We start from the raw sequence: 24,247 nt of genomic DNA, 5'->3' as shown, positions 1-24,247 counted from the left end.
AGCGCCGCATCCCGCCTCACTCGAACTTCTTGATAATCAGACTGGTGTTCACGCCGCCGAAGGCAAAGTTCTCAACAGCGGCGACCTTGATGGGAAGTTCATGGAGTCTTACGGCATGCCGGATCATGGAACATCTTTCATCTATCTCCTCCAGATTCAGCGTAGGGGCGATGATGCCCTGTTCCATCATATAAAGGGTGATGATCGTCTCGATGACTCCGCAAGAGGCCATGGTATGGCCCATGTACCCTTTTAACCCCGTAACATACGGATGATCGCCGTATACGCCGTGAATCGCCCTGGCCTCCATAATGTCTCCGATCACGGTGGCAGTGGCGTGGGCGCTTACAAAATCAACCTGGTCAGGGCTGATCGCGGCATTTTCCAGCCCCAGCCGGATGACCCGGGCAATGCCATCCTGACTCGGCAGGATCAGGTCTCCGCCATTATTATTGCACCCGAACCCAACCACCTCTCCCAGTATGTCAGCGCCCCGCCTCTTGGCCATTTCGTATTCCTCTAATATGACGGCCCCTGCGCCTTCACCCACCACAAGACCGTCTCTTCTGATATCGAACGGCCGGGGCGTTCGATGGGGGGTCGCGTTAAAATCGGTGGAACACGCAAGGAGGTTGTCAAAGACGGCAACCGTGGTCGTATCATATTCATCCGCGCCCCCGCAAATCATGGCGTCCTGCATCCCGAATTTGATCGTCTCGTAGCCGAAACCGATGGACTGACTGCTGGTGGTACAGGCGGTGGAGGAGGCGATTACCCTTCCGGTGATCCCGAACATCTTGGTGATGTTCACCGCAGTGGTATGAACCATGGATTTGAGATAGTCCACCGCGCCTATGGATGAAAACTGCGATTGGGATTTGCTGAAAAAATGCTTATAGATAGACCTTTGAACCGTCGGGCTTCCGTGGGTGGAGCTGAATGCAACCCCTACGCGACCGGAAGAGAGCATCCCTGGGTCCATTCCCGCGGCCTCAATGGCCTCCTTTGCCACCTGGCAGGCATAGAAGGACACCGGTCCCATGGTCTTACGGAATTTTCGCTCAAAATCATAGGCAATGGGGTAGTTCACTGTTCCGAAAACCTTTGAATGGATACGGTCGGACAGCAGGCCGTCCTCCAGCAGGGTGGCTACTCCTGACTTCCCATTTACGAGACTGTCAACAATCTCATCTTTCTGATGGCCGATAGGCGTTATTGCAGCCGCGCCCGTAATTACCACCCTTCTTTCCATGGCAGTTCCTATTATTCGTCTGTAGATTGTCGATTGATGATCAAAAACCTGAATATTAAAACCTGAAAAAAGCATGAAATGCGATTCATTCAGGGGATGGAGATTCCGGCAAAACGCGCTGTGACGCGTGTCGCGCGATCACTATGAACCAGGGGAGAAAATCTTATTGCGACGGCTGAGGCTGGAATTCAGTTCCCGATCTGACATTACCGGTATTGCGCGCGACAGAATGGCCGTAGGGGTGACTTCAGGTCCTTATCCTGGCCATAATTTCGACATAGTCTATGACCTGGTTGATCGTTCGAATATTCATGGCCTGTTTTTTTTCATTTTGGGTAAGCGCTGAACCGAGAAACTCCTCAATTCTGCTTAACAGGTCCAGCGCATCAATACTGTCAAATTCGTGTTTGTCGCCTAAATCATCATTCAGACCGGGATTTTCGATCTCGAACTCCTCTTTGAAGATCTCCAGGATCTTGGATTGTATCTCATCTCGGGTCATATGGCAGATCTCACTTTACGATCTCTTTCTTCCACATCGTGTGGCTTCAGGTGAACTGCATAGGGCGCAAGGAATAGGGCTTTCGGCGCCTCATCCCGCCTCTGAAGATCACAGCCCTCACTCCTGCAGCCGCGCTAATGAGAGGCCTGCGGCTCCAGGAAGGGTTCAAAATGGTACCATTCCAGGGGACTTTGATAAAGGGCCTGCTCGAGAAGATGGGCGTATTCCTGGGCAGACCCCTGGATTGCCTCGGTTCTTCGGGAACGGGACGACATCCTGACATATTTCGGTCCGATGATCTTAAAGCGGTATTCCCCTCTGCCGACGCGAAATGCGAAAAATACAAACAGGGGAGCGCCGGAAAGGAGGGCGAGGATATGGGGCGCCGCCGGTAATTTGACCTTGTGTCCCAGGAACCGGACATGGACCGTCCGCTGTTCCTGATTCCATAATACATCGCCGGTCATTGAAACAAATCCGCCCTCCTTTAACATGCGCAAGCCTTCAATTATGGCAAAGGGTGAGCCTCCATCCTGGTCTATGCCGACAATCTTCACGCCCCCCTCTGTTAAACTCTGTTTCTGGACATGCTCGATTTGATCCTTCTGTTTCACGCCCATATAGAGGAGGAGGTTCATTTCAGGGCTTTTCGTCTTTAAAAGATGGGCTGCGATCTCCCAATTTCCCAGATGGGACATAAGGATAATGCCCCCCTTGCCCTCCTTATGAACTGCTTCAAGATCTGCCCACCCTTCGGAGGTATACGTCAAGGACACCGGCTTCCGGAGCCGCAGCCGGTCGAGAAAAATATGTGAAAAATTGTGGTATTGTCTCCATGCACACCCTAACGGAAAAAACCGGCCGCTGTCTGGAAAGACTTCTCTATAGAATCGCATGCTGACCCGAACTCTTTCGGGAGAAAAGAGGAAAAATCCGGTGGAAACCATCCAGACCATGAACTCCACGACCCATGGCGGAGCTGTTTTGGACAGTGACGTGACAACCTCGTAAAACCATTTTTGCACCGGCGATGTTTCACCCCTTATCCATGGCCATGGCATCCCATGGCAGGAAAGCTACCGCCCATGTTCCCGGCCCCATGTGTGCGCCGGAGGTCAAGGAGAGGGGTCGCAGCATGATTTCGGCAAAAGGGTAGCGCGTTTTGATCTCTTCCATAACCGTCTCCTCCACCCACGATCTGTTGTCGGAGTATTGGAGCATGATAAATGCCTTCGAGCCCTTCCGGATGGAGGCGTCAAGCTTCCGGAGGGCAAATTGCAACTGATCGTTTTGATCCCTTACCACCCCGACCTTCTTTGCCCCTTCGGCCGTGGGACTGATAATCGGCTTCATATGGAGCATATCGCCGAAAAAGGCGCTCGTTTTGGACAACCGCCCTCCGGCTGCCAGATACTGAAGCCTGTCGAGGAAGACATATTCTTCACACGCACCAACAGCCCTGTTTGCAAACTCGATAACCGCATGGGGGTCGGTTGCCCGGGTTGAAAACCTGGACGTTAAGAGGGCGATGGTCCCTAAACGTCCGGAGGCCGCAGTCGTATCAATCACCGTCAGCCGGTCATCAGGGTCATTGGTTTGCTTCCATCCCATGATAACATCATAATTCCCCGTATAGACCGCCCCGACGCAGAGGTAGAGCACCCTGTCATGTTGATTTAAGACGCTCTGATAATGCTGGTGGCGCTCAAAAATGGATGCCTGGGATGTTGAAACCTTTATGCCTTCTCTCATCCGTTTATAGAGTTCGGATGGCGAGAAGAGGGTTTCGGGCAGGGACCTCTCTCCGACGGTGATATAGCTGTCAAGGAGTGTCATGTCATGGGTATCCGAGTCTTCACGCGTAACAGAACCGGCCGCGTCGGTCATGATATGGATGCATCTTGAAGTCTTCTGGTTCCTGAAACGGGCGACCTGCGTGCCCAGGTTATCGTCCGACCACGCTACGATATCGCCAAGGGCCTCTATCTCTTTCCTCACCTTTTCTCTGTCAATGGTGTGGAAATGGACCTTCAGGAAATCATCGTGGGGGATGACCAACATGCTCTCCAGGTTGCCGGATAAACTGCTGATGCCCCCTTGACCTCTGGCGGCCAACTGAACGACCGTATCGACACAATACCCCTCTTCCAGGTCCTCGTTGAAAGCGGCCGAAACCTTCAGCATATCTTTGAATGTTGTGGTTACCGGCTGAAACTGAGCGGCCTTATTGCTGAGACTGACAAAAAATCCTTCAAAGAAAATATACATTCCAAGGGCGCCCGAGTCCACCACCCCGGCCGTCCTGAGTCTGGGAAGAAGTTCAGGCGTTGATCGTACGGTTCTTTCCAGATGGGAAACCAGCTCTGTTACAGACGGGTCATCCAATCGGACGCCATCCTTTCCCAGGGCCTCTGCCATCTCGTCGAAAATCGTGAGCATGGTCCCCGGCACCGGATCATGGACCGCCTGCCAGGCCGCATCCCTCCCCGACCTGGCTGCCTCGGGGATGGCATCCATCGAATCCGCATGGATAAACTCTGAAAAAAACCGGGCCGCGATGTTTCCCGAATTCCCACGGGCCGACATCAATAGCCTGTGCACGGTCTCTTCCCGGTGGGTATCCAATTGCCGCAACGGGGACAGGCTCACCACCAGATTTCGTCCGGTATCTCCATCGGCCACAGGGAAGACGTTAATCTCATCCAGAAGCCCGGACCAGGCGGCTATCCGTTCAAAACCCAGAATAAGTGCCTGCTGAATCATGGCTGCTTCCACTTCAAAACCCCAGGGCCCTTCGGATTTCCTCCGGAATTTCCAACATCATCTCCATTTCGGGATATTTCACCGCGACCTGATCGCCTCTTCCTTTGGTAAAGATCTCATCCCTTCCGTCAAGCCTTATCTCAAAATCTATGACAATCTTGATCTTTGCCTCAACAATAGTTGCGGTGCAACAGAATTCGTCGCGATACCGCAATGGCAGGATGTGCTTTGTGTTCGTCTTGGTAATCGGAAAAAGGTAGCCTGTCTTCTCATAAAACTCCCAGAGATCAATCCCTGCCTTGTTGAACACCCCAAACCTTGCGATATCAAAATATTTCAGGTAGTTGCCATGCCAGACGATCTGCATGGGATCCACATCATGAAAAGGAACCGTCATCCTCACTTCATGGCTGATGGTGATTTTTTTCGTCATCTCCTCCGACATACAGAAATACCCGATAAGTGAGACCGTTGTCCTATATTTCAGCAATTCTGAGCTTGGAATTCAGATGTTCCGAATCTCCCGTTTGCAGTGTCGCCGTAAGACGACTCCAGACACTCACGGCCCCGCTGCAACCCTATACCATCCGTGCAAAAGGCAACATGAGGATTGCCGGTTATATTCGACGTCTTCAGGTGAAAAAGAGTGTGAAGGCACCCGGTTCAGCGAGGCCTGAGTACCGGGAGGATAACCCCGCCCGAGGGGATGACGTGAACATTGCGGCCGGGGGAAACAGCCTCAGCCAGCTCAAAGGCCTCCTGTAGATCCCCGGCATGGGCAAAGCCCATTTTCCCTCCCTCTTCCCTGGAAATGTCTTCAGAGACCAGGATTGTCTTGAATCGGTGCTGGGTAGCCAGTGTCATGGCCAACGCCATGTTGAAATCGATGGCGCCTCCCTCCATGATCAGGCGGTTCTCCCGGAAATGATCCAGAACGCCCCCCAAGAGATCATGACCATGGTCCTCGTGAAATCGTTCAAAGCGCTCCACAAAAGGATCCGGAAGCTCCCCCGCAAGATCTGCACACAGGATGATACAGCCCCCCTCCCGGGTCACCATGGCGGCCGGGGCCAAAGGCTTGACGATCTGGGGACCTTCTGAATAGGGAAACGAGGTGATGACGGTCAAATCCGCCTTTTCAGGAAACTCCTGAGAGATAATTCCCCTGCTTCTCTCGATGCCCGCGAGATGGGCGTGCACCGGATCGCCGCAAACGAGATCGTGGGCCTGATCCTTCTGATCGAGGACGGTGTTTATGATGAAATCCAGGCCGGCTTCCCTTGCGATGCCCGAGACCTGTTCATAAAAGGGATTCTCCGCCACCTTTCCTAGGGCGGTACCCTCATGAAAGGTGTATTTGAAGTGATGCTCCCGTATGGAATCAAAGTCTGCCACCCCGGGGAAGAGGATCTTCCCGCCCCCGCCGAATCCGTTCATGGGATGGGGGAAGATGGAGCCTATCCCGATCTTGAATCCCGCCTCCTTGACTGCCCGATTAATTTTGACCCACTGCCCTGTGGGAAGCCGGCCCACCGGGACCAGGTCCGGCGCGCGACAGTCGTGATTGACAAATGAATATCGTGCCAGGAGATCTGTGCCGAACGCGCCCGCCAATTCATCGGACGTCAATCCCCGATGGGTGCCCAAGGCCATAACCATGACGATATGGTCATCGGGGATGCGGACCTCCTCCAGTTCTTCAAGGACCGCTTTCAGGATAATCCCTTTGGGCGAGGCCCGGGTCAGATCCTCAACCAGTATGGCCACCGTGTCCGACGGCGAAAGCTGTTCCTGCAATGTCGGCGATCCCACCGGACAGTTCAAGGCCCTCTTTGCCAGGCCGCCGATGTCTGCGGCGGGAGGCGGGTCCTTGGGGTCGGCGAAGGTCAGGAGATTCCATCCGGCAGGAAGGTCAAAGAAAACCTTCCGCCCTTTCTTCACAATAAAAACATTCCCCATCCGAATCTCTCAACCTGTGGTTCTCTCAACTTCCAAGGCCCTGACTTCTGCGCGTTAATGCCTCAGACCAGCAGGTACTTTTTCTTTACTTCTTCGTTTTCCCGCAGATCATCGATGGTTCCGTGATAGCGGATGGCCCCGTTATCAATCACGTACCCCCGGTCGCTGAGGCGCAGGGCGACCTTCTGATTCTGCTCGGCCAACAGGACGGTGAGCCCTCTCTCCCGAAGTCTGCCGATCCGTTGTTCGAGGTCATCCACAATAAGGGGCGCCAGGCCTTCCGTGGGTTCATCTAAAAGGAGAAAGTCGGGGTTGGTCATGAGGGCCCGGGCAATGGTCAGCATCTGCTGTTCTCCGCCGCTCAGAAAACCGGCCTTTCGGGAATCGATATGGCCCAGGGCAGGAAAAAAATCATAGACCCCTTGTTTGGTCCAGGGGAAGGGCGCTTCCACCTTGCGCTCGGATATGTCGAGGTTGTCGCCCACCGTCAAATCGGCAAAGACCCTGCGGTTATCCGGCACATATCCCATGCCCTGGCGGGCCAGTTGATAAGGCTTTCTCCCCTTGATGGATGTTCCCTTGAAGCGGATGCTCCCCTCCTTGGGCGGAGTCAGACCCATGATGCTCCGCATGGTGGTGCTTTTTCCGGCGCCGTTTCTCCCCAGAAGACAGACGATTTCCCCTTGAGTCACCTGGAGCGACACGCCGAACAGGATGTGGCTCAGGCCGTAATAAGTATGAATTCCTTCCACTTGCAGCATGATCAGGCCCCCCCCAGATAACATTCCTGAACCTGACGCGAATTGTGGACAGCCTCCGGTCCTGCCTGGAGGATGGTTACCCCCTGATGCATGACCATGATGCTCTGGGCCACATTGAAGACCATCTCCATATCGTGCTCGCAGAAGAGGATAGTCAAGCCCTGTTCATCCGCCAGTCGCCGGATGAGCGCCATGGTCGCCCCGGTTTCTTCGGCGGACATCCCGGCCGTGGGCTCATCCAGCACCAGGAGTTGCGGATTATTGCCCAGGGCGATGGCGATCTCCAATGCCCTCTGGTCTCCATGGGCCAGGGCGCCTGCGATGGTATCCGCCTTATCAAAAAGGCCCACATTTTCCAATATTCTCCGGGTCTCCTCCAGGGCCATTGTCCGGACAGGGCGGAACAGCCGGGTGCTCTTCCGCTGCTGGGACAGGACAGACACCTGCACATTCCGAAACACGCTGAGCCGGGGGAAGATATTGGCGATCTGGAATGAACGGGCAATCCCTTTCCTGCAGATTTCATAGGGGGGGAGCCTGGCGATGTCCTCATTATTGAAGGTGATTCTTCCCATATCCGGCTTGAGCTGCCCGGTGATCAGGTTGAAAAGGGTCGTCTTGCCTGCGCCGTTCGGTCCGATGACCGCCACCAACTGGCCCGCCTCCACCGTGAGATCGGCGCCGCCCACCGCCCGGAAGTCGTCAAATGATTTGTGTAATCCCTTCACCCGCAGCATTTATCTATATTCCTTATGTTTCCGCCCGCCCAGTTTTTCCAACAGGTAGCCCCATACCCCTTCCGGCAGGAAGAAGATGAGGAGGATCAGCATGATACCGAGAATCAGGGTCCAGTACTCGGTGTAGGTTCCTACGAATGTCCTGAGGGATACGATGATGGCAGCCCCGAAAATGGGTCCGGCAAAGGTGAACCATCCTCCCAACAGGCACATGATGAAGACCTCCAGAGAGAAGACCCAGAAGAGAAGATCTGGAAAAACAGACCCTTCCACCACCACAAAGAGGACCCCTGAGATCCCTGCAAAGAAGGTGGCGATGACGATGGCCATGAGCTGGTGGTGCCTCACATGGATGCCGATGGCCTCGCACCGTTCGGGGTTATCTCGAATGGCCTGGAGCGTGGCGCCGAAAGGGGACTTGTAGATCAGGTACAGGACAAGTAGGGAGAGGGTGAGAAGGATCAGACCGCAGTAGTATGCGCCTGTGGACGAGGCGATCAGCGAAGGAAGGGGGATGCCGTGGATTCCGTCGTCGCCGCCCGTAACGTTGTACCAGCGGAAAGCGATGGCCCAGAGGAGCGATCCCAATGAGATCTGGAGCATGCCGAAATAGAGCCGGTTAAGCCGGACGCAGAAGACACCGATAACGAGTCCTACAAAGGCGGCCGCAAAAGGCCCGGCCACGAGTCCCATCCATGCGGGGAGGGACGTCTTGGTCAGCATCAGAGCGGCGGTATAGGCCCCGACGCCGTAGAAGGCCCCATGGTGAAACTGGAACAGACCGCCGTGTCCCACGAGCATATTGAGGCTCATGGCCAGCAGGGCCATCACAAAGATGACGGCAAGAATATAGACATAGAACCTGGGGAGGAGGGTAGGCAGAGATGCCAGTATGACCAGCATGACGGCTGCAGGTCCGAACGATTTCAGGTTGAAGATTCCCTTCGACACGATCCGCTCCTCCTTACCAGACCGATTTAAGCAGCCCGGTAGGCCGCCAGATCAGGATGATCACCACCTCAAGATAGGGAAAGACAATGGCGAACTGAGGCAGAAACAGCACGCCGAAGGACTGGGTGATGCCGAAGATGAGGGAACCGACCATGGCCCCCCACATATTGCCCAGGCCCCCGATGGTGACGATAAGAAAGGCATCCATGATGATGTCATGGTCCATCCCGATGGTGATGCTCACCGTGGGGGAGACCAGCGCCCCGCCCAATCCTGCCAGGAAGCATCCCAGCACAAAGGCAAAAGCGAAGACCCAGCTCACATTGATCCCGATGGCGCCTACCATCTCCCTGTCCACCGCTGCCGCCCGCGCGATCTTTCCGACCCGGGTCTTATTGGAGAAGAGCCAGAGCCCGACGGCCACCAGGGGGCCGACGACCAAGAGAAAGAGGTTGTAGCGGGGAAAGGGGGCCTCGAACAGGGTAACAGACCCCCGGAAAAATTCGGGGGCCATAATGGACCGGTAATCCGCCCCCCAGACCATCTTAACCAGATCGCCCAGGATGAGCATGAGCGCAAAGGTGAAGAGGAGGAGCATGAGGTGCTCTCTTTCGTACAGATGACAGAACAGGGAGCGTTCGGCGATGAGGCTCACTGCGGCCACCACGAAGGGAGAGAGGATCAGTGCCAGCCAGAATCCGAGAGGTCCTCCGCCGAACAGGTGGGAGATACTGAACGCGGCGAAGGCGCCGATCATATAGAGGGAGCCGTGAGCGACATTGGGGACCCTCAATACACCTAATACAAGGCTCATCCCGGAGGTTACCACAAAGAGGATCATGGCACGGCTGAGACCTACCAGGAGATGGCTGCCCAAAGCAGGAAGGGTAATGGTCTGCAATAATTCCATGGCATGGGTTCCTTGAAAGGATTCAGGAATTGAGGAATCAGAGAATGGATCATCTAATGCCTCAACCCCCGAATGAACAATCCCTCAATCGTGCCGGACTACTCGCCCCGCGCCGCCTTAATTTCGTCACAGGTGGGCATGACCTCGTCGCCGGTGAGGGTGACGATCTCAGTGGAAATCGCGAAATCCTTCCCCTCTGCCTTTTTGGTAACGCCCAGATACATGGGAAGCACGACCTGATGGTCGCAGGCCCGCATCTCCAGTTCACCCACAGGACTTTGAATCTTCATCCCCTCCAGGGCATCAATGAATTTTTCCGTGTCCAGAGAGCCCGCCTTTTTGAATGCCTCAGCGATGTAATATGCAGTGATATAGCCGTGGAATGCGGGGAACCCGGGCGCCTGACCGTATGCGGCCTCGAATTTCTCTACAAACGCCTTGTTGGTTTTGGAGTCGGGATAATAGAAATGGTAATCCATAGTCCCCATCACGCCCTCCGGGGCCTCTGACCCCAACGGTTTCAGGACGGCGTGATCCGTGGCCGTATGGATCCAGATGGGGACCTTTTCGGCCATGCCTGTGGCCTTGACCGCCTTCAAGACGTTGGTCATACTCTTTCCGCCCGTGCAGAATATGACGGCATCCGGTTTTGCCGCCAATATGGCGGTGATGTAAGGCGTCAGGTCCGGCTCGCCCGGCTTCCACCACGATTCCCCGATCTTCTCCACATCGGGTTTCCCGGCCTTCAAGTTTCGCCATGCAGCGTTGCCGATGGCGTGTCCATATTCATAGTCATCCCCGGCAATCCAGTATTTGACATAGGGCTTTTTGGAAAGGGCCACCCCGCCGGCCTTTCCGGCCATGGCCGTGTTTTCGCCGGTGGAGAAGACGTAACGATGACCCTTCTCGCCGGTGATTTTTTCACTCTTGGAGATCCATGCAATAAACGGCACCTTTTCCTTTTTGGCAATGGCCTCTGACACGGCCATGGCGGCCCCGCTGTTGATGGTGCCCACAATGACATCCACATCCTCCCGCATGACCAGTTCCTTGGCCATGTTGAGGGCAAGGTCCACCTTGAATTTGGTATCCCTCTTGGTCCACTCGATTTTGCCCCCCAAGACCCCTTCCTTGTTGATTTCGTCCACGGCCATTTTGAAGCCGTTGAGCGCGTCATTGCCGTAAACGGCCGCAGGCCCGCTGTAGCAGTCGATGATCCCCACCTTGATATTCCGGGCCTCCGCATGACCTGGCAGAAAGACAAGCGTCATGGCCAAAAGACATCCGAGCAGGGCGATGCCCGCCACTGAAAACCCCTGTTTCATTCCTTTCCCTTTCCTCATTGCGTTTCCTCCCTCTATTTGTGGTTGCTGTATCGAACCTCAGGCGCGTGTGCCGATATCCCCTGAGGCAGTGGATCCTGCAATCGTGATTCACCCGCGGATCTCCCTTTAGGGATCATTGACGGAGTGGGACATGGCCCTTTCTTACACGCTGAACCTTGCCCACTCATATACATCTTGAAACCGGCGAGGTCAACCTGAATATGCTGGCAGGCGCCTCTGGCTGCAGCCTGCCGTCAAATGAGTCGTCAACGCCGTGTATCAGAGTCCCAGGCTTTCATTGATCAAGACGATCTTGACCCTCCCTTTGGGGAAGGACTTCTGGGTAATGGTCCAGGTGTTGCAAATGCGGTCCGGGGATTTGCATTCCTCGCAAATAGATGTTTTTACGCAAGGCGCCTTCTTATCCAACCGCATGGCATTGGCAGGTGCGGCATATTCCTTGATCCGTACCATCGCCGCCTCCAGATCGGAAGCGATTTTGTTCCTGCCGACCAGGATTACCACATGTCTGGGGCCGAAGGTGATCGCGGCCACACGGTTGCCGGTCATATCCAGGTTGACCAGCTCCCCTGTCTCTGTTACGGCATTGGTTCCGGTGATGAAGAGATCTGTCAAGAGGGACTGCCTTCGCAGCTCCAGGGCATCCTCCGGGGTCAGGGACTTGTTGAAGGTGTCCAGGACCTCCAGGTTCGGCATCCCCTTCAGCGCGTCATAGAGGCCGGTGGCGATAAAGGTCATGGACCCTCCCCATGAGATACGGCGGGGGCTTATTTTGGGAAGGATCTTTTCCAAGACCAGATGGCCTGCATCAACGGCATTGTCTGCGATGAACACCTCGAAATTATTGTTTTCCAATGCCTCCTTGAGGGCTGTCAAACGAAGCTGCCAGTAATGATCAATCGGATGCTCCATGCTGTTTCCTCCCTTCCAAATAGAATAATATTGCCCGAGCGCAATTGGCACTTGCCAATCACCCTTCCTCAGAGTCCCATGAATTTAGCGGCGATGCCCTTCATGATCTCGCTGGTCCCGGCAAAGATGGAGAGCACCCGGGCATCTCTCCAGGCCCGGGCGATCGGATATTCCTCACAGTATCCGTAGCCCCCGTGGAGCTGGACACACCCGTCGGCCACACGCATGGCCATTTCAGAGGTCCAGTATTTGGCCATGGATACATTGACCACCACATTGGCCCCTTCCATGTGATCCACGATCAGCTTGTCCACAAATGTCCGGCCCAGCCGGATCTCGGTGGCCATCTCAACGATCTTGAACTGGGTATTCTGAAATTTTGAAATAGGGCGGCCGAAGGCGCTCCTCTCCTTGCAGTATTGGATGGTCATTTCCAGCATGCGTTCGGCAGCGGTGACCGCGATAATACAGCACATGAGCCGCTCCTGCTGGAGCTTTTCCATCAGTATCATGAAACCGCCGCCCTTATTTCCCAGACGGTGTGTCCCGGGGATGCGACAGTCGCTGAAGAAAAGTTCGGCCGTGTCCTGGCTGTGCCATCCCACTTTCTTAATCTTTTTTCCCTTTTCAAACCCCGGGGTGCCTTCCTCCACCAGATAGAGATCAATGGCCTGATAGGGATTTTCGATCGTTGGATCTCTGGCCGCCAGGACCACCAGCCCGCAATTCAGCCCATTGCTGATAAAGGTCTTCTGGCCGTTGATCACGATTCCATCCCCATCTTCCACGGCAGTGGTCCGGATGGCTGCCAGATCGCTTCCGGTGTTGGGTTCGGTCATGGCCACGGCAGTGATCAGCTCTCCGGAAACGCATCCGGGAAGGTATTTTTTCTTGAGTTCTTCGGAGCCGAATGAGGTGATGTAGGGGACCACAATATCGCTGTGAAGCGGCGCGGCCAATCCGGTGTTGCCCGTTTTCCCCAATTCCTCGGTCAGGATGACCGAATAAAGAAAATCAGCCCCCAGTCCGCCATACTCCTCGGGCACATCCATACAGAGAAACCCCTGCTCCCCCATCTTCCGCCACACGCTTTTGGGGACCCTTCCGGCCTCTTCCCATTCGTCGGTATAGGGGATGACCTCTTTGGCAAAAAACCGCCTGACCGCCTCCCTGAAAATCCGGTGTTCCTCTGTATATTTAATTATTTCCAATAGATGTTCCTCCTCTCCGTGATTGTTGGTGGAAAATACCATCCTTATCGGAATTGCGGAGATGCGATTACCGGATTTCGGATGCCTTACGCTTGAAGCGTGAACCCGATAAACTCAATACCCCGGGTAACCCAAGAACCCCACTACACCCGCATCCGGGGGCTCTAATCCCGGTCCTCCTCATTCAATGGCAAAGCGTAGGCGTTGGCATCCCTGTCGTACAAGACCAGTTCCCTTGCCTCCTTCCAGAGGACCTCGTCCATCATGCAGTAGAAGGCCTTGACCTCTCCCGGCCGGATTTGCTGATCGCCGTTTGGCACAAGCGTGGTGATCCGGCATGTCCCACGACTTCCGTGGAGGTCACAGTAACTGGGGACCATTACCGGACGGATCCCCCGGTTTTTGATAAGAATCTCCAGGTTCTGATCAAAAGCCCGTGCGCCGCAGCAGGTCTTGAACGCAAAGATCTCTTCCACTGCGGAGTTCATGGTAGCGCTGATCTCAAGCATAGGATTTCTCCCAGAGGTATTGACGGGGGGACGTCTTTATGCTGCCGGTGGTCTTCAAAGAAGGAAGACGCCAGGCACTATAGAATCTTTGGTTGTAACTTCTCTGCACCCTGCGGAGAAGTTGGCGCCATATGGGTAAGCGCTCAAAAATTGCCGGGATTTGCACCCATACCCTTTTGGTTGCGGCTGTTAGGCCGCCTTGGGATAATTGAGGCATTTGTGCAATGGGATGTTCTCTTCTGCGTTGCAGCCCATAGAAGAGTTGATTTTTGTCTATTTTTTGCATAAATTCAAGGGAAAATGGACCGGGCGGGGGATGTGAGGGAAAATGATCAAAAGAAGAGGGTTCATCAAGAAGAGTCTGCAATGGGCGGTTTCCCTCCTGGGCGGATCGCTCCTGGCCTATCCTGCCTTCTCATTTATGACCTTCAGGAAGACCACAAAAAAGAGGATTGTCTTTCATCCGGATGATCAGGCTGGGTCTGTGAACTTCAAAGAGGGGGTCTATCTCATCCGGCAGCCGGATGAGACGGTTGCCCTCTCCGCCCGATGCACCCATCTGGGATGCACCCTCAACTACGATGCGGTCTCCCGCAGATTCGTATGTCCCTGTCACGGGAGCGTTTTCACCGTGTCGGGCAACCGGGTCGCAGGCCCTGCACGAAAAGACCTACACAGGGTCCCCCTGACAAGGACCGCCAGTGGGGACATAGAGGTTGTCCTGGAAATTGGATAGAGGATTCAGTGTGTCATCCCCCGGCAGAATTATCAACAGGATATCTATTTATCTTCCCCGCCTGGGGCTTTCGGCCCTGATCCTCTGCCTTGCCTCCGGAATGGTCCTGATGTTTTACTACCGTCCTATCGGGAACGTCTTCCAGAATGTGGAAGAGATCACCTCTCTGGTCCCCTATGGGTGGTTTTTCAGGCAACTTCATTACGGGGCCGGTCAGGTATTTGTCATCCTCATGTTGCTCCACACCGTGGATCATTTTGTTCGAAAGCGCTATTCGATGTACGCACTTAGAGAATGGCTCGCTCTCGTGGTCTCTCTTGCCCTCTGTTTTTACACCCTTTTCACCGGTTTTATCCTCAAAGGGGATCAGGAAGGACGGTTCGCAGGGGCCATTTTCATGAACATCCTTGAAACCCTTCCCATAGCGGGGAGGGCCGTCGCAGCGCTCTTCATCGTGCCCGGTGAGAGTTTTTTCTTTCTCCCCTATCTCTATCACTGTTTTTTGCTTCCCCTTTTGGTTCTCTACCTGATGAGAGGGCATATTCGTGAATGGCTCCCGAACCGGAGATTCATGCTCAGCGGGGGCATCGGGCTTTTCCTGTACGCCCTGTTGGTAAAACCGGGTATGGATATTCCTCCCGAGGCGTCAATGGCCATGGTGGAAGGCCCCTGGTTTTTCCTGGGAATTCAGACGCTCCTGAAATTTCTCCCTCCGCTGGTGGCCGGTCTGGTCATTCCCGGACTTTTCATCGGAGGTGTCCTCCTGCTTCCTGCCACAGGAAATGTCCTCAGGGCGCTCTCTTTCAAGAAGGGCGCTGTGCAAATGGGAGAAAAGAGCCTTTACGGTCTCCTCATGATTCTGGCCTGTCTCTACGGCCTCCTAACGCTCAGGGCCGCCATCTGGGGACCGTGAAGCTTTTTGGGGGCATGAAAGCCGGTCCGGGCCCCATCCTCGAGTATCTTACGGAATTGGTGGTGACCACCCTTTATGGGATCGCCTGTGAGAATGGGATGTTGCCGCGAATGCCCGGGCTGGAAAGCCTTGCTCACGTGTGAAACAGGCCTTTTGCCGATTCGGCCCATTCGTATGATTCGTGGTCAAAACCGCATTTTCGTGGTAATGTAGCAGGATATTTTTTTGTTACAGGTGAAAAGAGAAATGGGATTTCTGGTTTGAAGGTGTATGCATGACGACTGATTTCTTGACGCTGTTTGATTCAAAAGAGGACCAGGAGATTATCTCCGAAGACGAATTCGGACGGATTCTGGCGCCCTTTGCCGGGCCGTTTCTTTCCCTTTCAAATTACGTGGAAGACGCTCTCAAGCTGGATAGGAACAAACTCCTGGACATGGAATTCCTGGCCAACGTCATCAAGCATTCCTCGGATGTGGAGCATTTTCTGGACCGTTACAGGGCACGGAATAACAGAAACTGGATCTATTTCCGGGAAATCACAGCTACCGCAAAAAATTTCGGCAAGGCCGCTTTCCTGTTGGAGGAGATCAAAAAAAATTCTCATCCGGAGCGTCTCTTTCCCCGAGAGGATCGGGAATTTATGGAAAGGGCGGAATCAGCGGCGCGTTTCTTTGTGGAGATCATTATCCGTACTTTTGGGGAATTGCAGGCAGAGGCCCGGAGACTGGACCTCGCCGTCCCCAAAGAGAGGCCGCTTCGCAGTTACGCCGTCAAAATGCACAATGAAATCATCCTTCCTCACACCATAGAAGAATCAGATGGCTCGGATAAGGCGCATGTGGTAAAAAAGCTTGTGCATGGCTTTTCAGACCTTGCGGGGGAAGCCCTTTCTCTGGAAGAAGTCATACGACCGGGGGACGACAATCTGGCTTCAAGGATTCCCTCCGGCGTCAACGAAGGAAAGTTGAGGCGTCTGGGAACCCGCCTACATAATTTTCAATCCTGGTATGACACCCATATCGAACATACCCGGATCGGCGGTGACATCCCGGAGTTGAAAGGACTGCGTGAGATTTTCCGGGTTCAACTGAATCTCTTCAAGATAGCGACCATTTCAGTCCACTATTTTGAAAGACATCTCCTCGTTCCATCATCACCGGTTGTTGAAAGGTTGCAGGATATGGTTCCGTCTTCACGTCTCCTGGAAGAGGCCGTTGGGTTCAGCCTTTACTATCTTGTTCGACTCTTTCATACGGGGAGAGGGCTTGCCGATTCCATATTGAATCGCCTGGTTGATATCATAACCTATGAACTCCCCATACCTGAGATAGGATTTCATGCCCGTCCATCCACTCGGGTGGCCAAGGTTGTCCAGCACTACGGCTCTGATGTAAAGATGCTTGTGGAAGACCAGGTATTCGATGCCGGCAGCGTGTTGCAGATGCTCAGCGCGGGGGGCTATATTGTGACCAAGCGGCTGGACAGGGTTCGGTTTCGAGGGGACAGGCAGGCCTTGAATGATCTAAAACTCCTGGCCGAGCACAACTACGGAGAGACCCGGAACGGAAAGGATAGTCCTCTCCCGGATGCCCTCTCTTATCTGAAATAGGATAACACTCAAGACTTCTGAAAATATGGCACAAGACCCCGGGCACGTACCCCTGCACGACTAATGGGACAGGGCGCCTATCCTGAGAATCCGACCTTCAATCGGAAAGGGCCTCTGTACCGAACGGCACCCAACTTCCCCGCTCATTTCCCGAGCGAAATGCCTGCCGAGTCTTTCAAAACTCGTTCTTCCCGGATCAGCAATGGCCACAAATTGAACGCCTTCCCCCAGGGCACGGCATATGAGCTTTCTTAGAGAATCAGCCAATGAATCCAAAAAGCAGATGTCCGCACCGATCATGACGTCAATCCCCTTCAGATGTTTACTTATCAGATCGTCGAATCCCAGATGCATGGTTGAGACATTCACATGGTTGATCTGGGTGTGTACCCGCAGATATGGAAAGACCTCTGAATCGATGTCAACGCTGGTGACCTTTGCACCACGATTTTTTGCACAGAAGATGCCGGCCAATCCCCAGCCGCACCCCAATTCCATGACTCGGGCACCTTTGCGCAATCCTTGACCATTTAGGAAATCCATTAACAGCCAACTTGAGGGCCAGAGTCTGAAGCCGTGACACGACGCGGCGTGCGTCCGTTTGAGTTCCCTGATTTTATGGTGCCGCGGGCGAAAGGCGCGCACGCCGTATTCCAGAATCTCGTTCTTTTTGTCAGAGGCCGGACATGTCTCTATTTCCGGTTTTGCTCTCATGGATGTTTTCACTGGTCCCTTACCCCAAGGCGGCCTGACGGCCGCAACCAAAAATGTATTGGTGCAAATCCCGGAAATTTTCCGAGCGCTTATCGGTAAGGCACCCACGTCTCCGCAGGGTGCAGGGAAGGTGGTGCCAAAGATTCCAAACCCGGATACGCCGGAGCCAAGAAAAGTCTCACACGGAGACACTAAGACACGGAGGTCGATTTATCCGGCGATGCAAGACTCAAGGGGTACTGGTCGAATCTTCCGGAGGCGGTCGGTTAACCGGAATGGGATTTTCGACGGTTGGGTGTGCCGGCCCTGCTTGTTACCCGCCGGCCACGTGATGGAAACACGGTGCTCTTTTTGGCGGAAGACACCTGGACCAGCGGCGGCATCTTTTCCAGCAGCGAGCTATCCGGATACACGCAACTTAAAGGGTGCCCAAGGTATTCCTCTATGGCCGGGATAAAAAAAGAATCGTCCTCGCACGCAAAACTCACTGAAATACCCGTGGCGCCGGCACGGCCCGTGCGTCCGATCCGATGCACATAATCCTCGGGCGACTGGGGCAGCGTAAAATTGATGACGTGACTGATGCCCTCGATATGGAGTCCTCTTGCCGCTACGTCTGTGGCCACCAGGACACGAATCCTTCCGTTGCGAAAATCATCGAGGGTCTGGATTCGCTTTTTCTGGGGTACGTCTCCTGACAGGATGGCACAGCGGATGCGGTATTGTTTCAGCCGGTCCGCCAGACGAACGGTTTGATCTTTTCTGTTGGTAAAGACGAGCACCCTCTGCAGGTCCTGTCCCACAACCAAATTGATGAGAAGGGTGAATTTTTCTTTGGCCGTAACAATATAGACCATCTGGTTGACCGAATCCGCGGCCACCTGTTCGGGCTCAATCTCCACATGAACAGGGTCCCGTGTCCACTGTTCGGACAACCGTTCCACCTCGGGCGTCAGTGTGGCGCTGAAAAACATCGTCTGCCGCCTGTCTTTGGGAGGGGTACTGTGCACGATCTTTCTCACGTCGGGGATAAACCCCATATCGAGCATGCGGTCGGCTTCGTCAATGACGAGAATTTCCACCTCATTAAGGTGCACACGCTTTTGTCTCTGAAAGTCAAGCAACCGACCCGGTGTGGCGATCATGATATCGACGACTTTTTCTGCCAGGGCCCGTTTTTGCTTCTCGTAATCCAATCCTCCGAAGACAGGTTCAATGCGGATGTCGGTGTATTTTCCGATATCCCGGGCGTCTTTTTCGATTTGTAGCACCAGCTCCCGTGTGGGGGCCAGGATCAACACCCGCGGGACCCCGTGCCGGCGCCGGCCCTGAATCGGGTTCGAGAGAAGCCGGGTGTAGATATCGATCAGAAAAGCCGCGGTCTTGCCGGTTCCGGTCTGAGCCCTCCCAGTGGTATCCGATCCGGCCAGGGCCTGGGGCAGGATCTCCGCCTGTATGGGCGTGCAGTATGTAAATCCCTGGTCGGCAATGGCATGCATGATTTCGGCCGGCAGATCCAGATCGTGAAAACGGACCCGGCCTTCGGCAATTGGAACATCAAACCGGGAAACATCCCAAGAAGGGTCCTTCGATTTTGTTTTTACCGTCCGTTTGTGCCTGGACGGATGAGGCCTTTTCCCCGCGTTTTGTCGCAAAGCGCTATCAGGCCCGGGGGCCCCGTCCATGCCTTCCGGCAGAACCGGATCGGCTGTTTTCTGTGGTTGAGTATCTGGGGATGAGGGGGTTGTCAACTGATCGTAAAACTTCATAACTAACTGTGTAAGCAACTATTTTCCTTTCTCGTACAAAGTACAATGACTCTCAAAAACCGGGACCCCAATGAGACGGGTTCCCGGAGTGATTATTTATTTTTTCCTTGTTTCCCACGCCCTGCGATGGCCATGTATCTTCGCCACGCGCTGCATCCTTTCGGACTGTTGACGATGCTTGTGCCACCATCCAATAGGATGCGTGATAGGGTTTTGAGGGCGGATTCTTTAATCCGGTGCTTCAATGCTTGTGTTCGATGTTAATAGCGCCGTCCGCCGCCGCCCGGTCTTCCTTTGCCCCGACCTCCTCCGGATCGAGGACCTTCGGTGCGGGCACGGGCCTGATTCACCTTGATTGCCCGTCCTTTCAGCTCTTTTCCGTCCAGACCCTCTATGGCGGATTGGGCGCTGGAATTATCCTGCATCTCCACGAAACCGAATCCTTTGGATCTGCCGCTGTACTCATCTTTTATCACCTTGACGGTGTCGACCTGCCCGAACGCACTAAAGGCATCCTTCAAATCTTCTTCTGTCACTTCGTAAGACAAATTGCCCGCGTAGATATTCATTTGCTCCTCCTCTGGTCTAAACCCCTGATGATGATCCGAAATCCGTCCCTGTTTCAATACACGATATGACTTTCTGCTCCCGAGGGTGAATTCAAAAGGGTCGTAGTACTCCCCGGTATCCAACGCCTTGCCATCTATCTTTTGAATAAAGCCGCGAATGGAAATTTGCATCCTGACCGCCTGAAGCAACGGTAAGACGGCGGCTAAGCGCTTTCAGCGCCCTCTTCACGTGAGGACTTTTGAGGCCGCCCAGGGAGGAGGAAGACTTGGCCGAAATGGTTACCACTATAATAATAGCCTGATCGAGGATTATTGAAGTCGAAGAAGAATTTTAAATACTATCTCCCGCAACCGGGTGCTCCGGAAAAGGCCAATATCCGATAGTTACCCAACATAATATATCCTTAATTATTATAAGTCAAATTTTTTGTCAGTTTCTGAGAAATTATCTCCAGGCATTGCAGACCTTCCGGCGGCTTACAAGGGGTCTTCGCTTGTTTTTCAAAAGTGTGTCTGGTAAACTTGACTGCCTTTTCGATGATATCGCAATGAAGATTCTGCACATGGTCTGACCTGCCGGCCCCTGGATGCCGTTGTTGCGCCGGGCAAGCGACGCCATGGGTTTCTATCCCAAACCAGATTGCCCTGGAGATCATGTCCATCTGAAAAATCTGATGTCCGTCAATGTCCACCGCCATGAAATCCACCGCCGGTTTACCGACGATATGGAGTTTGAGGATATTGGACAACCATGAGATTTAAAATCGTTTTTCTGGTTGCCGTCACCTTCTGGGTTACCTTTCATCCCCTGATATATCCGCCTGACACCCGTTCCTTTCCGGGGGCCGGCCCTGTCCACGGCACCACAAAGGCATTCCTGGTCGATTCCGCATCCGGCCTTCGGGCGGATCAAGGCCGACGGTCCTCGAAAACCGCGTCCATGGAGGCGGATCTCACCCCGGGGCAAACCTATGCATCAGAAGTGCTGGCCTATCTCCTGCAGATAACCCTCGGAATGGCCGGGGATCCTGAATATCGCCAACAGTGGCGAACCCGTGGGCTGAATGAACCCCTCGATTTTCAGAATATCGTTTCCATCATGACTGAAACAGAGCGGAACGCCCTTGATGTTATGGTCCTGGATCCCAATATCCTGGACCTCACCACCGTGCTCTACCATTACGACAGGGGCCTCAGCCTGTATGAAGGGGATTACGGGGTAACCAGCATCTACCCGGCCTCGGAATTCATCGCCATCCGCCTCTTTCTACTTAAAAAAATCCACAGCGGGGAAAAGGTGAGACTGTCCGGGCTCATGGCCCGGGAAGATCTTCTCCACAACCCCGCTGTCCCACCGACCGAACAAGATCTTCAGGCCATGAACCTGACCCCCGGGGAAGTGAAATTTCTGCAGGAGGTCATCCAAAGCAAACCCCACCTGTTTCAGTATCTCAAGTCGCCCTTTCTGGTAAAGGCCCTTTACGATGCAGGTGCAGTCGTTGAAGACGGCGTGGTAAAAGAGAAAATCTCACAGGTCGGCTTTCACGCATACCCAGGCCGGCATTTTCAGGGCTCGGACCGGCCCAATGCGATAAAAATATGCGTTCTCCCGTCCTTAACCGATGAGTTCATTCATGGACGGTCGACCGACGATCCCTTGTCAGATGACTTTGAACCCACCGATTTTCTCCTCGAAATGATCCGGAAACTGGTCCGGGAAATCGAGGCAGCCACCAAAAAGTGTATGGAAAAAAAACTCGTTTTCTCGGAAGATTCCGATGTCGCCATCAAAAGATCACAATGGGAGACGCTCTGGCCCCGGATGGCCCGAAGATATCTGGGGGCTTACGTGGTAGATCACAGGCCTTTGGTCATCTATCCGGAAAACGCGGCCCAGTCGGTCCAGGAAATCTGCCCCCAGGCGGACTTCACCGTGATCATTCTGGGTAGGAATGTTTACAAGTCCATCTATTTTGATCGGAAAGCGGATTGCTATCCCGCTGTCAACCGGATCTATCTGGATATTATGGACATCAAGCACTCACGAACAGAAGAGGACGTCCAGGCTGCGGCGTGTTTCATCAGCGAGCGTATAGCGGATCGCATACTGGCGGAACAGATGCGCCCGGAATAATGAAATAGAATCTTTGGTAGTGACTTCTCTGCACCATGCGGAGAAGTTGGTGCCTTATGGGTAAGCGTTCAAAAATTGCCGGGATTTGCACCAATACCTTTTTTGGTTGCGGCCGTCAGGTCGCCTTGGGAAGATGGGTGTCAAACGCTGCGCTCTGGTTTGATGAGGGAAACGCTCCTGCCGCCCATTTTTTTCGGCAGGGGATCGGGGCTGAAACCGGTCTTTGCGGCGACGGCGAGGGTGCCTTCAAAATGTGTCTTCGATACATGGCCCCTGGGCTCCACTATAAGGAGCCTCCCCCCGGGCCGGAGGGCGTTCCACATCTCGGTGAAGAACATGGCTTTATCAGGGATTTCGTGGACCACATGAATGGCGGCGGCAAAGTCCGCCCGGCCCGAAATATCCTCCAGTCCATAACCGTCCGCCCTGATCCGGCGAAGATCGATCCTGTCAAGGAGACCGGCTTTTTTAGCCCTGCGGGCCAGAACAGAGAGCATTTTGTCTTGTATGTCCAGCGCTATTATACGTCCGGCCGGACCGACCATGCGGGCCAAAGGAAGTGTGAAAAATCCCATGGCGCAGCCCGGCTCCAGGACGACCATCCCCTCGCGGACAAACGGCCCGAATATCCTGCCGGGATTTTCCACCAGCTTCCTGAGCGGATTCAGGAGGAAATAACCGATCCAGGGGGGACATACGTGTTCGGCCATAAGGCTTGCTCCGGTTTGGGAAATGGGGTTGATACGCTGATAAGACCCTGTATAATGCAAAGGGAGGCCCGATTTTTCTCACGGAGATTAGTGGAAGCGCACCGGGATGTCAATGATGAGTTTCCCGATCTGTCCTGACGCGTATTTCAGGAACGTCCGGTGGGGATGCTTCTTGACTTTTTTCCCTTCAGCACGGTATTCATTTACAGAGCAATGACCCTGATGACCGGCACCGGCATATTCCGGAGGAACAACTGAAACATGAAGATATCGCCCGGCTCTTTTGAGGTGGAGCTGTTTCCGGAAGCGGTGAACAGCCCGGACCACCCGTATGCTTCGCAATTCAGAGAGATTCTTGAGGGCGTGGCAAGAGAATACGACTGTACGCTTCTCTCCTTTGACGTGAATAAGGGGACCGTGACCTTTTCTTTTGACAGTGATGAGTTGACTGCGGAGATCATGCGGATACTCAAAGAGAATGTCTGAAAGTCCCATGAAAGCAAATCTTGATCATATCGCAGTCGTCCTGATTCAACCCCAAATCCCTGAGAATATCGGGGCCGCGGCACGCGCCATGAGCAACATGGGCCTCAGCAGACTGGTTCTGGTCTCGCCCAAGAACTGCGATCTCTGCCGGGTGCTCAAGACGGCCACCGGAACCTCCATCGATCTGGTGGAGCAGATGGAGGTATTTGACAATCTGAAGGAGGCGCTTGCGCCGTATCATCATATCGCGGGCACCACTGCCCGCACCGGGGCCATGCGGCCCACACAGTCCAGACCCCGGGGCCTTGCCCGCGAACTGGTCTCCCTGTCCCAGAATAATTTGGCGGCCATTCTCTTCGGGCCGGAGGATCGGGGACTTTCCAATGATCAGCTCCGGTACTGCCACACCATTGTTACGATTCCCACCGCCTCTTTTTCTTCCGTGAACCTGGCGCAGGCCGTGATGATCGTCTGCTATGAACTCTTCTCAGCCACACGGGAGAAGGGTGTTGAGGTCGAACCGCGTCTGGCCAACAGCTTTGAACTGGAGGGGATGTATGGACATCTCAGGGAGGTGCTGCTCAAGATCGGATTTATTGATCCCCAGAATCCGGAGCATTGGCTGCTGAACATCCGGCGGTTTCTCTCAAGGTTTCCGCTCAGGGCCCGGGAGGTACGGATCATCAGGGGCGTGTGCCGTCAGATAGACTGGTACACGTCGCAGGCCAGAAAGAAGACCGTGGATTCTGCTGGCCGCGGGAAGGACCCCCCTTCGAACATCGAACATTGAA

The 24,247-nt window shown here is 54.1% G+C and carries 25 protein-coding genes; 6 read left to right on the top strand and 19 right to left on the bottom strand.

What is annotated here, in order from left to right:
• Positions 1–16: 16 nt before the first annotated feature.
• From K9N21_13120 to K9N21_13055, 14 genes are all read right to left on the bottom strand, one after another.
• Positions 17–1,252, bottom strand: coding sequence for a 3-oxoacyl-ACP synthase (locus K9N21_13120; GenBank protein ID MCF8144850.1), 1,236 nt, complete (start codon positions 1,250–1,252; stop codon positions 17–19).
• A gap of 247 nt (positions 1,253–1,499) precedes the next feature.
• Positions 1,500–1,754: an acyl carrier protein gene (locus K9N21_13115; protein MCF8144849.1), complete on the bottom strand. Its 255-nt coding sequence runs from the start codon at positions 1,752–1,754 to the stop codon at positions 1,500–1,502.
• A gap of 134 nt (positions 1,755–1,888) precedes the next feature.
• Positions 1,889–2,779: a lysophospholipid acyltransferase family protein gene (locus K9N21_13110; protein ID MCF8144848.1), complete on the bottom strand. Its 891-nt coding sequence runs from the start codon at positions 2,777–2,779 to the stop codon at positions 1,889–1,891.
• Positions 2,780–2,789: 10 nt separating this feature from the next.
• Positions 2,790–4,517, bottom strand: coding sequence for a DegV family EDD domain-containing protein (locus tag K9N21_13105; GenBank protein ID MCF8144847.1), 1,728 nt, complete (start codon positions 4,515–4,517; stop codon positions 2,790–2,792).
• A gap of 13 nt (positions 4,518–4,530) precedes the next feature.
• Positions 4,531–4,962 (bottom strand): acyl-CoA thioesterase, encoded by a 432-nt coding sequence (locus tag K9N21_13100; GenBank protein ID MCF8144846.1) that lies wholly within the window; start codon positions 4,960–4,962, stop codon positions 4,531–4,533.
• A 218-nt stretch (positions 4,963–5,180) separates the two neighbouring features.
• On the bottom strand, positions 5,181–6,476 hold the full coding sequence (locus K9N21_13095; protein ID MCF8144845.1) for a lactate racemase domain-containing protein: 1,296 nt from the start codon (positions 6,474–6,476) through the stop codon (positions 5,181–5,183).
• Between the two features lie 62 nt (positions 6,477–6,538).
• A complete protein-coding gene (locus tag K9N21_13090; protein MCF8144844.1) occupies positions 6,539–7,237 on the bottom strand; it encodes an ABC transporter ATP-binding protein in 699 nt (232 codons plus the stop codon).
• 2 nt (positions 7,238–7,239) lie between these two features.
• The gene (locus K9N21_13085; protein ID MCF8144843.1) at positions 7,240–7,974 is read right to left on the bottom strand and encodes an ABC transporter ATP-binding protein; all 735 of its coding nucleotides are present in this window, start codon (positions 7,972–7,974) and stop codon (positions 7,240–7,242) included.
• Positions 7,975–8,877, bottom strand: coding sequence for a branched-chain amino acid ABC transporter permease (locus K9N21_13080; GenBank protein ID MCF8144842.1), 903 nt, complete (start codon positions 8,875–8,877; stop codon positions 7,975–7,977).
• Positions 8,878–8,938: 61 nt separating this feature from the next.
• Positions 8,939–9,835 (bottom strand): branched-chain amino acid ABC transporter permease, encoded by an 897-nt coding sequence (locus K9N21_13075; GenBank protein ID MCF8144841.1) that lies wholly within the window; start codon positions 9,833–9,835, stop codon positions 8,939–8,941.
• 98 nt (positions 9,836–9,933) lie between these two features.
• The gene (locus tag K9N21_13070; GenBank protein ID MCF8144840.1) at positions 9,934–11,160 is read right to left on the bottom strand and encodes an ABC transporter substrate-binding protein; all 1,227 of its coding nucleotides are present in this window, start codon (positions 11,158–11,160) and stop codon (positions 9,934–9,936) included.
• Positions 11,161–11,439: 279 nt separating this feature from the next.
• Positions 11,440–12,093, bottom strand: coding sequence for a lactate utilization protein (locus K9N21_13065; GenBank protein ID MCF8144839.1), 654 nt, complete (start codon positions 12,091–12,093; stop codon positions 11,440–11,442).
• Between the two features lie 68 nt (positions 12,094–12,161).
• Positions 12,162–13,304 carry an acyl-CoA dehydrogenase family protein gene (locus K9N21_13060; protein ID MCF8144838.1) on the bottom strand — a complete coding sequence of 381 codons (1,143 nt, stop codon included), beginning with the start codon at positions 13,302–13,304 and terminating at the stop codon, positions 12,162–12,164.
• 164 nt (positions 13,305–13,468) lie between these two features.
• Complete coding sequence (locus K9N21_13055) at positions 13,469–13,813, bottom strand: hypothetical protein (protein MCF8144837.1); 345 nt, start codon at positions 13,811–13,813, stop codon at positions 13,469–13,471.
• 328 nt (positions 13,814–14,141) lie between these two features.
• On the opposite strand from K9N21_13055, the gene K9N21_13050 reads away from it, so the two are divergent.
• The 3 genes from K9N21_13050 to K9N21_13040 all read left to right on the top strand — a co-directional run bounded on the left by K9N21_13050 (position 14,142) and on the right by K9N21_13040 (position 17,074).
• A complete protein-coding gene (locus tag K9N21_13050) occupies positions 14,142–14,549 on the top strand; it encodes a Rieske (2Fe-2S) protein (GenBank protein MCF8144836.1) in 408 nt (135 codons plus the stop codon).
• A gap of 10 nt (positions 14,550–14,559) precedes the next feature.
• A complete protein-coding gene (locus K9N21_13045; protein ID MCF8144835.1) occupies positions 14,560–15,462 on the top strand; it encodes a cytochrome b N-terminal domain-containing protein in 903 nt (300 codons plus the stop codon).
• Positions 15,463–15,736: 274 nt separating this feature from the next.
• Positions 15,737–17,074 carry an HPr family phosphocarrier protein gene (locus K9N21_13040; protein MCF8144834.1) on the top strand — a complete coding sequence of 446 codons (1,338 nt, stop codon included), beginning with the start codon at positions 15,737–15,739 and terminating at the stop codon, positions 17,072–17,074.
• A 60-nt stretch (positions 17,075–17,134) separates the two neighbouring features.
• Here K9N21_13040 and K9N21_13035 read toward each other — a convergent pair whose 3' ends face one another.
• The 4 genes from K9N21_13035 to K9N21_13020 all read right to left on the bottom strand — a co-directional run bounded on the left by K9N21_13035 (position 17,135) and on the right by K9N21_13020 (position 20,824).
• Positions 17,135–17,788: a methyltransferase gene (locus tag K9N21_13035; GenBank protein MCF8144833.1), complete on the bottom strand. Its 654-nt coding sequence runs from the start codon at positions 17,786–17,788 to the stop codon at positions 17,135–17,137.
• Between the two features lie 266 nt (positions 17,789–18,054).
• Positions 18,055–19,557 carry a DEAD/DEAH box helicase gene (locus K9N21_13030; GenBank protein MCF8144832.1) on the bottom strand — a complete coding sequence of 501 codons (1,503 nt, stop codon included), beginning with the start codon at positions 19,555–19,557 and terminating at the stop codon, positions 18,055–18,057.
• 260 nt (positions 19,558–19,817) lie between these two features.
• On the bottom strand, positions 19,818–20,126 hold the full coding sequence (locus tag K9N21_13025; protein ID MCF8144831.1) for an RNA-binding protein: 309 nt from the start codon (positions 20,124–20,126) through the stop codon (positions 19,818–19,820).
• A gap of 404 nt (positions 20,127–20,530) precedes the next feature.
• Positions 20,531–20,824, bottom strand: coding sequence for a hypothetical protein (locus K9N21_13020; protein ID MCF8144830.1), 294 nt, complete (start codon positions 20,822–20,824; stop codon positions 20,531–20,533).
• A 53-nt stretch (positions 20,825–20,877) separates the two neighbouring features.
• Here K9N21_13020 and K9N21_13015 point away from each other — a divergent pair, with 53 nt between their 5' ends.
• The gene (locus tag K9N21_13015; protein ID MCF8144829.1) at positions 20,878–22,260 is read left to right on the top strand and encodes a hypothetical protein; all 1,383 of its coding nucleotides are present in this window, start codon (positions 20,878–20,880) and stop codon (positions 22,258–22,260) included.
• A gap of 140 nt (positions 22,261–22,400) precedes the next feature.
• On the opposite strand, the gene K9N21_13010 is transcribed toward K9N21_13015, so the two are convergent.
• Positions 22,401–22,970 (bottom strand): methyltransferase domain-containing protein, encoded by a 570-nt coding sequence (locus tag K9N21_13010; GenBank protein MCF8144828.1) that lies wholly within the window; start codon positions 22,968–22,970, stop codon positions 22,401–22,403.
• A gap of 261 nt (positions 22,971–23,231) precedes the next feature.
• Between K9N21_13010 and K9N21_13005 the strand changes: the two genes are divergently transcribed.
• Entirely contained in the window at positions 23,232–23,456 is a 225-nt protein-coding gene (locus K9N21_13005; GenBank protein MCF8144827.1) for a hypothetical protein, read from the top strand.
• Positions 23,449–24,246: an RNA methyltransferase gene (locus K9N21_13000; protein MCF8144826.1), complete on the top strand. Its 798-nt coding sequence runs from the start codon at positions 23,449–23,451 to the stop codon at positions 24,244–24,246. Before K9N21_13005 ends, K9N21_13000 begins: the two co-directional genes overlap by 8 nt.
• Position 24,247 lies beyond the last annotated feature (1 nt).

This window comes from Deltaproteobacteria bacterium, assembly GCA_021737785.1.
Classification (GTDB): domain Bacteria; phylum Desulfobacterota; class DSM-4660; order Desulfatiglandales; family Desulfatiglandaceae; genus AUK324.
This window is presented reverse-complemented; position numbering and strand designations above follow the sequence as displayed.

What these genes read in the sequence shown, in the direction of transcription:
- K9N21_13120 (MCF8144850.1), bottom strand. Translation starts at nt 1,252, where the DNA reads ATGGAAAGAAGGGTGGTAATTACGGGCGCGGCTGCAATAACGCCTATC.
- K9N21_13115 (MCF8144849.1), bottom strand. Translation starts at nt 1,754, where the DNA reads ATGACCCGAGATGAGATACAATCCAAGATCCTGGAGATCTTCAAAGAG.
- K9N21_13105 (MCF8144847.1), bottom strand. Translation starts at nt 4,517, where the DNA reads ATGATTCAGCAGGCACTTATTCTGGGTTTTGAACGGATAGCCGCCTGG.
- K9N21_13100 (MCF8144846.1), bottom strand. Translation starts at nt 4,962, where the DNA reads ATGTCGGAGGAGATGACGAAAAAAATCACCATCAGCCATGAAGTGAGG.
- K9N21_13095 (MCF8144845.1), bottom strand. Translation starts at nt 6,476, where the DNA reads ATGGGGAATGTTTTTATTGTGAAGAAAGGGCGGAAGGTTTTCTTTGAC.
- K9N21_13090 (MCF8144844.1), bottom strand. Translation starts at nt 7,237, where the DNA reads ATGCTGCAAGTGGAAGGAATTCATACTTATTACGGCCTGAGCCACATC.
- K9N21_13085 (MCF8144843.1), bottom strand. Translation starts at nt 7,974, where the DNA reads ATGCTGCGGGTGAAGGGATTACACAAATCATTTGACGACTTCCGGGCG.
- K9N21_13080 (MCF8144842.1), bottom strand. Translation starts at nt 8,877, where the DNA reads ATGCTGGTCATACTGGCATCTCTGCCTACCCTCCTCCCCAGGTTCTAT.
- K9N21_13075 (MCF8144841.1), bottom strand. Translation starts at nt 9,835, where the DNA reads ATGGAATTATTGCAGACCATTACCCTTCCTGCTTTGGGCAGCCATCTC.
- K9N21_13070 (MCF8144840.1), bottom strand. Translation starts at nt 11,160, where the DNA reads ATGAAACAGGGGTTTTCAGTGGCGGGCATCGCCCTGCTCGGATGTCTT.
- K9N21_13065 (MCF8144839.1), bottom strand. Translation starts at nt 12,093, where the DNA reads ATGGAGCATCCGATTGATCATTACTGGCAGCTTCGTTTGACAGCCCTC.
- K9N21_13055 (MCF8144837.1), bottom strand. Translation starts at nt 13,813, where the DNA reads ATGCTTGAGATCAGCGCTACCATGAACTCCGCAGTGGAAGAGATCTTT.
- K9N21_13050 (MCF8144836.1), top strand. Translation starts at nt 14,142, where the DNA reads ATGATCAAAAGAAGAGGGTTCATCAAGAAGAGTCTGCAATGGGCGGTT.
- K9N21_13040 (MCF8144834.1), top strand. Translation starts at nt 15,737, where the DNA reads ATGACGACTGATTTCTTGACGCTGTTTGATTCAAAAGAGGACCAGGAG.
- K9N21_13035 (MCF8144833.1), bottom strand. Translation starts at nt 17,788, where the DNA reads ATGAGAGCAAAACCGGAAATAGAGACATGTCCGGCCTCTGACAAAAAG.
- K9N21_13030 (MCF8144832.1), bottom strand. Translation starts at nt 19,557, where the DNA reads ATGAAGTTTTACGATCAGTTGACAACCCCCTCATCCCCAGATACTCAA.
- K9N21_13025 (MCF8144831.1), bottom strand. Translation starts at nt 20,126, where the DNA reads ATGAATATCTACGCGGGCAATTTGTCTTACGAAGTGACAGAAGAAGAT.
- K9N21_13020 (MCF8144830.1), bottom strand. Translation starts at nt 20,824, where the DNA reads ATGGCGGTGGACATTGACGGACATCAGATTTTTCAGATGGACATGATC.
- K9N21_13015 (MCF8144829.1), top strand. Translation starts at nt 20,878, where the DNA reads ATGAGATTTAAAATCGTTTTTCTGGTTGCCGTCACCTTCTGGGTTACC.
- K9N21_13010 (MCF8144828.1), bottom strand. Translation starts at nt 22,970, where the DNA reads ATGGCCGAACACGTATGTCCCCCCTGGATCGGTTATTTCCTCCTGAAT.
- K9N21_13005 (MCF8144827.1), top strand. Translation starts at nt 23,232, where the DNA reads ATGAAGATATCGCCCGGCTCTTTTGAGGTGGAGCTGTTTCCGGAAGCG.
- K9N21_13000 (MCF8144826.1), top strand. Translation starts at nt 23,449, where the DNA reads ATGTCTGAAAGTCCCATGAAAGCAAATCTTGATCATATCGCAGTCGTC.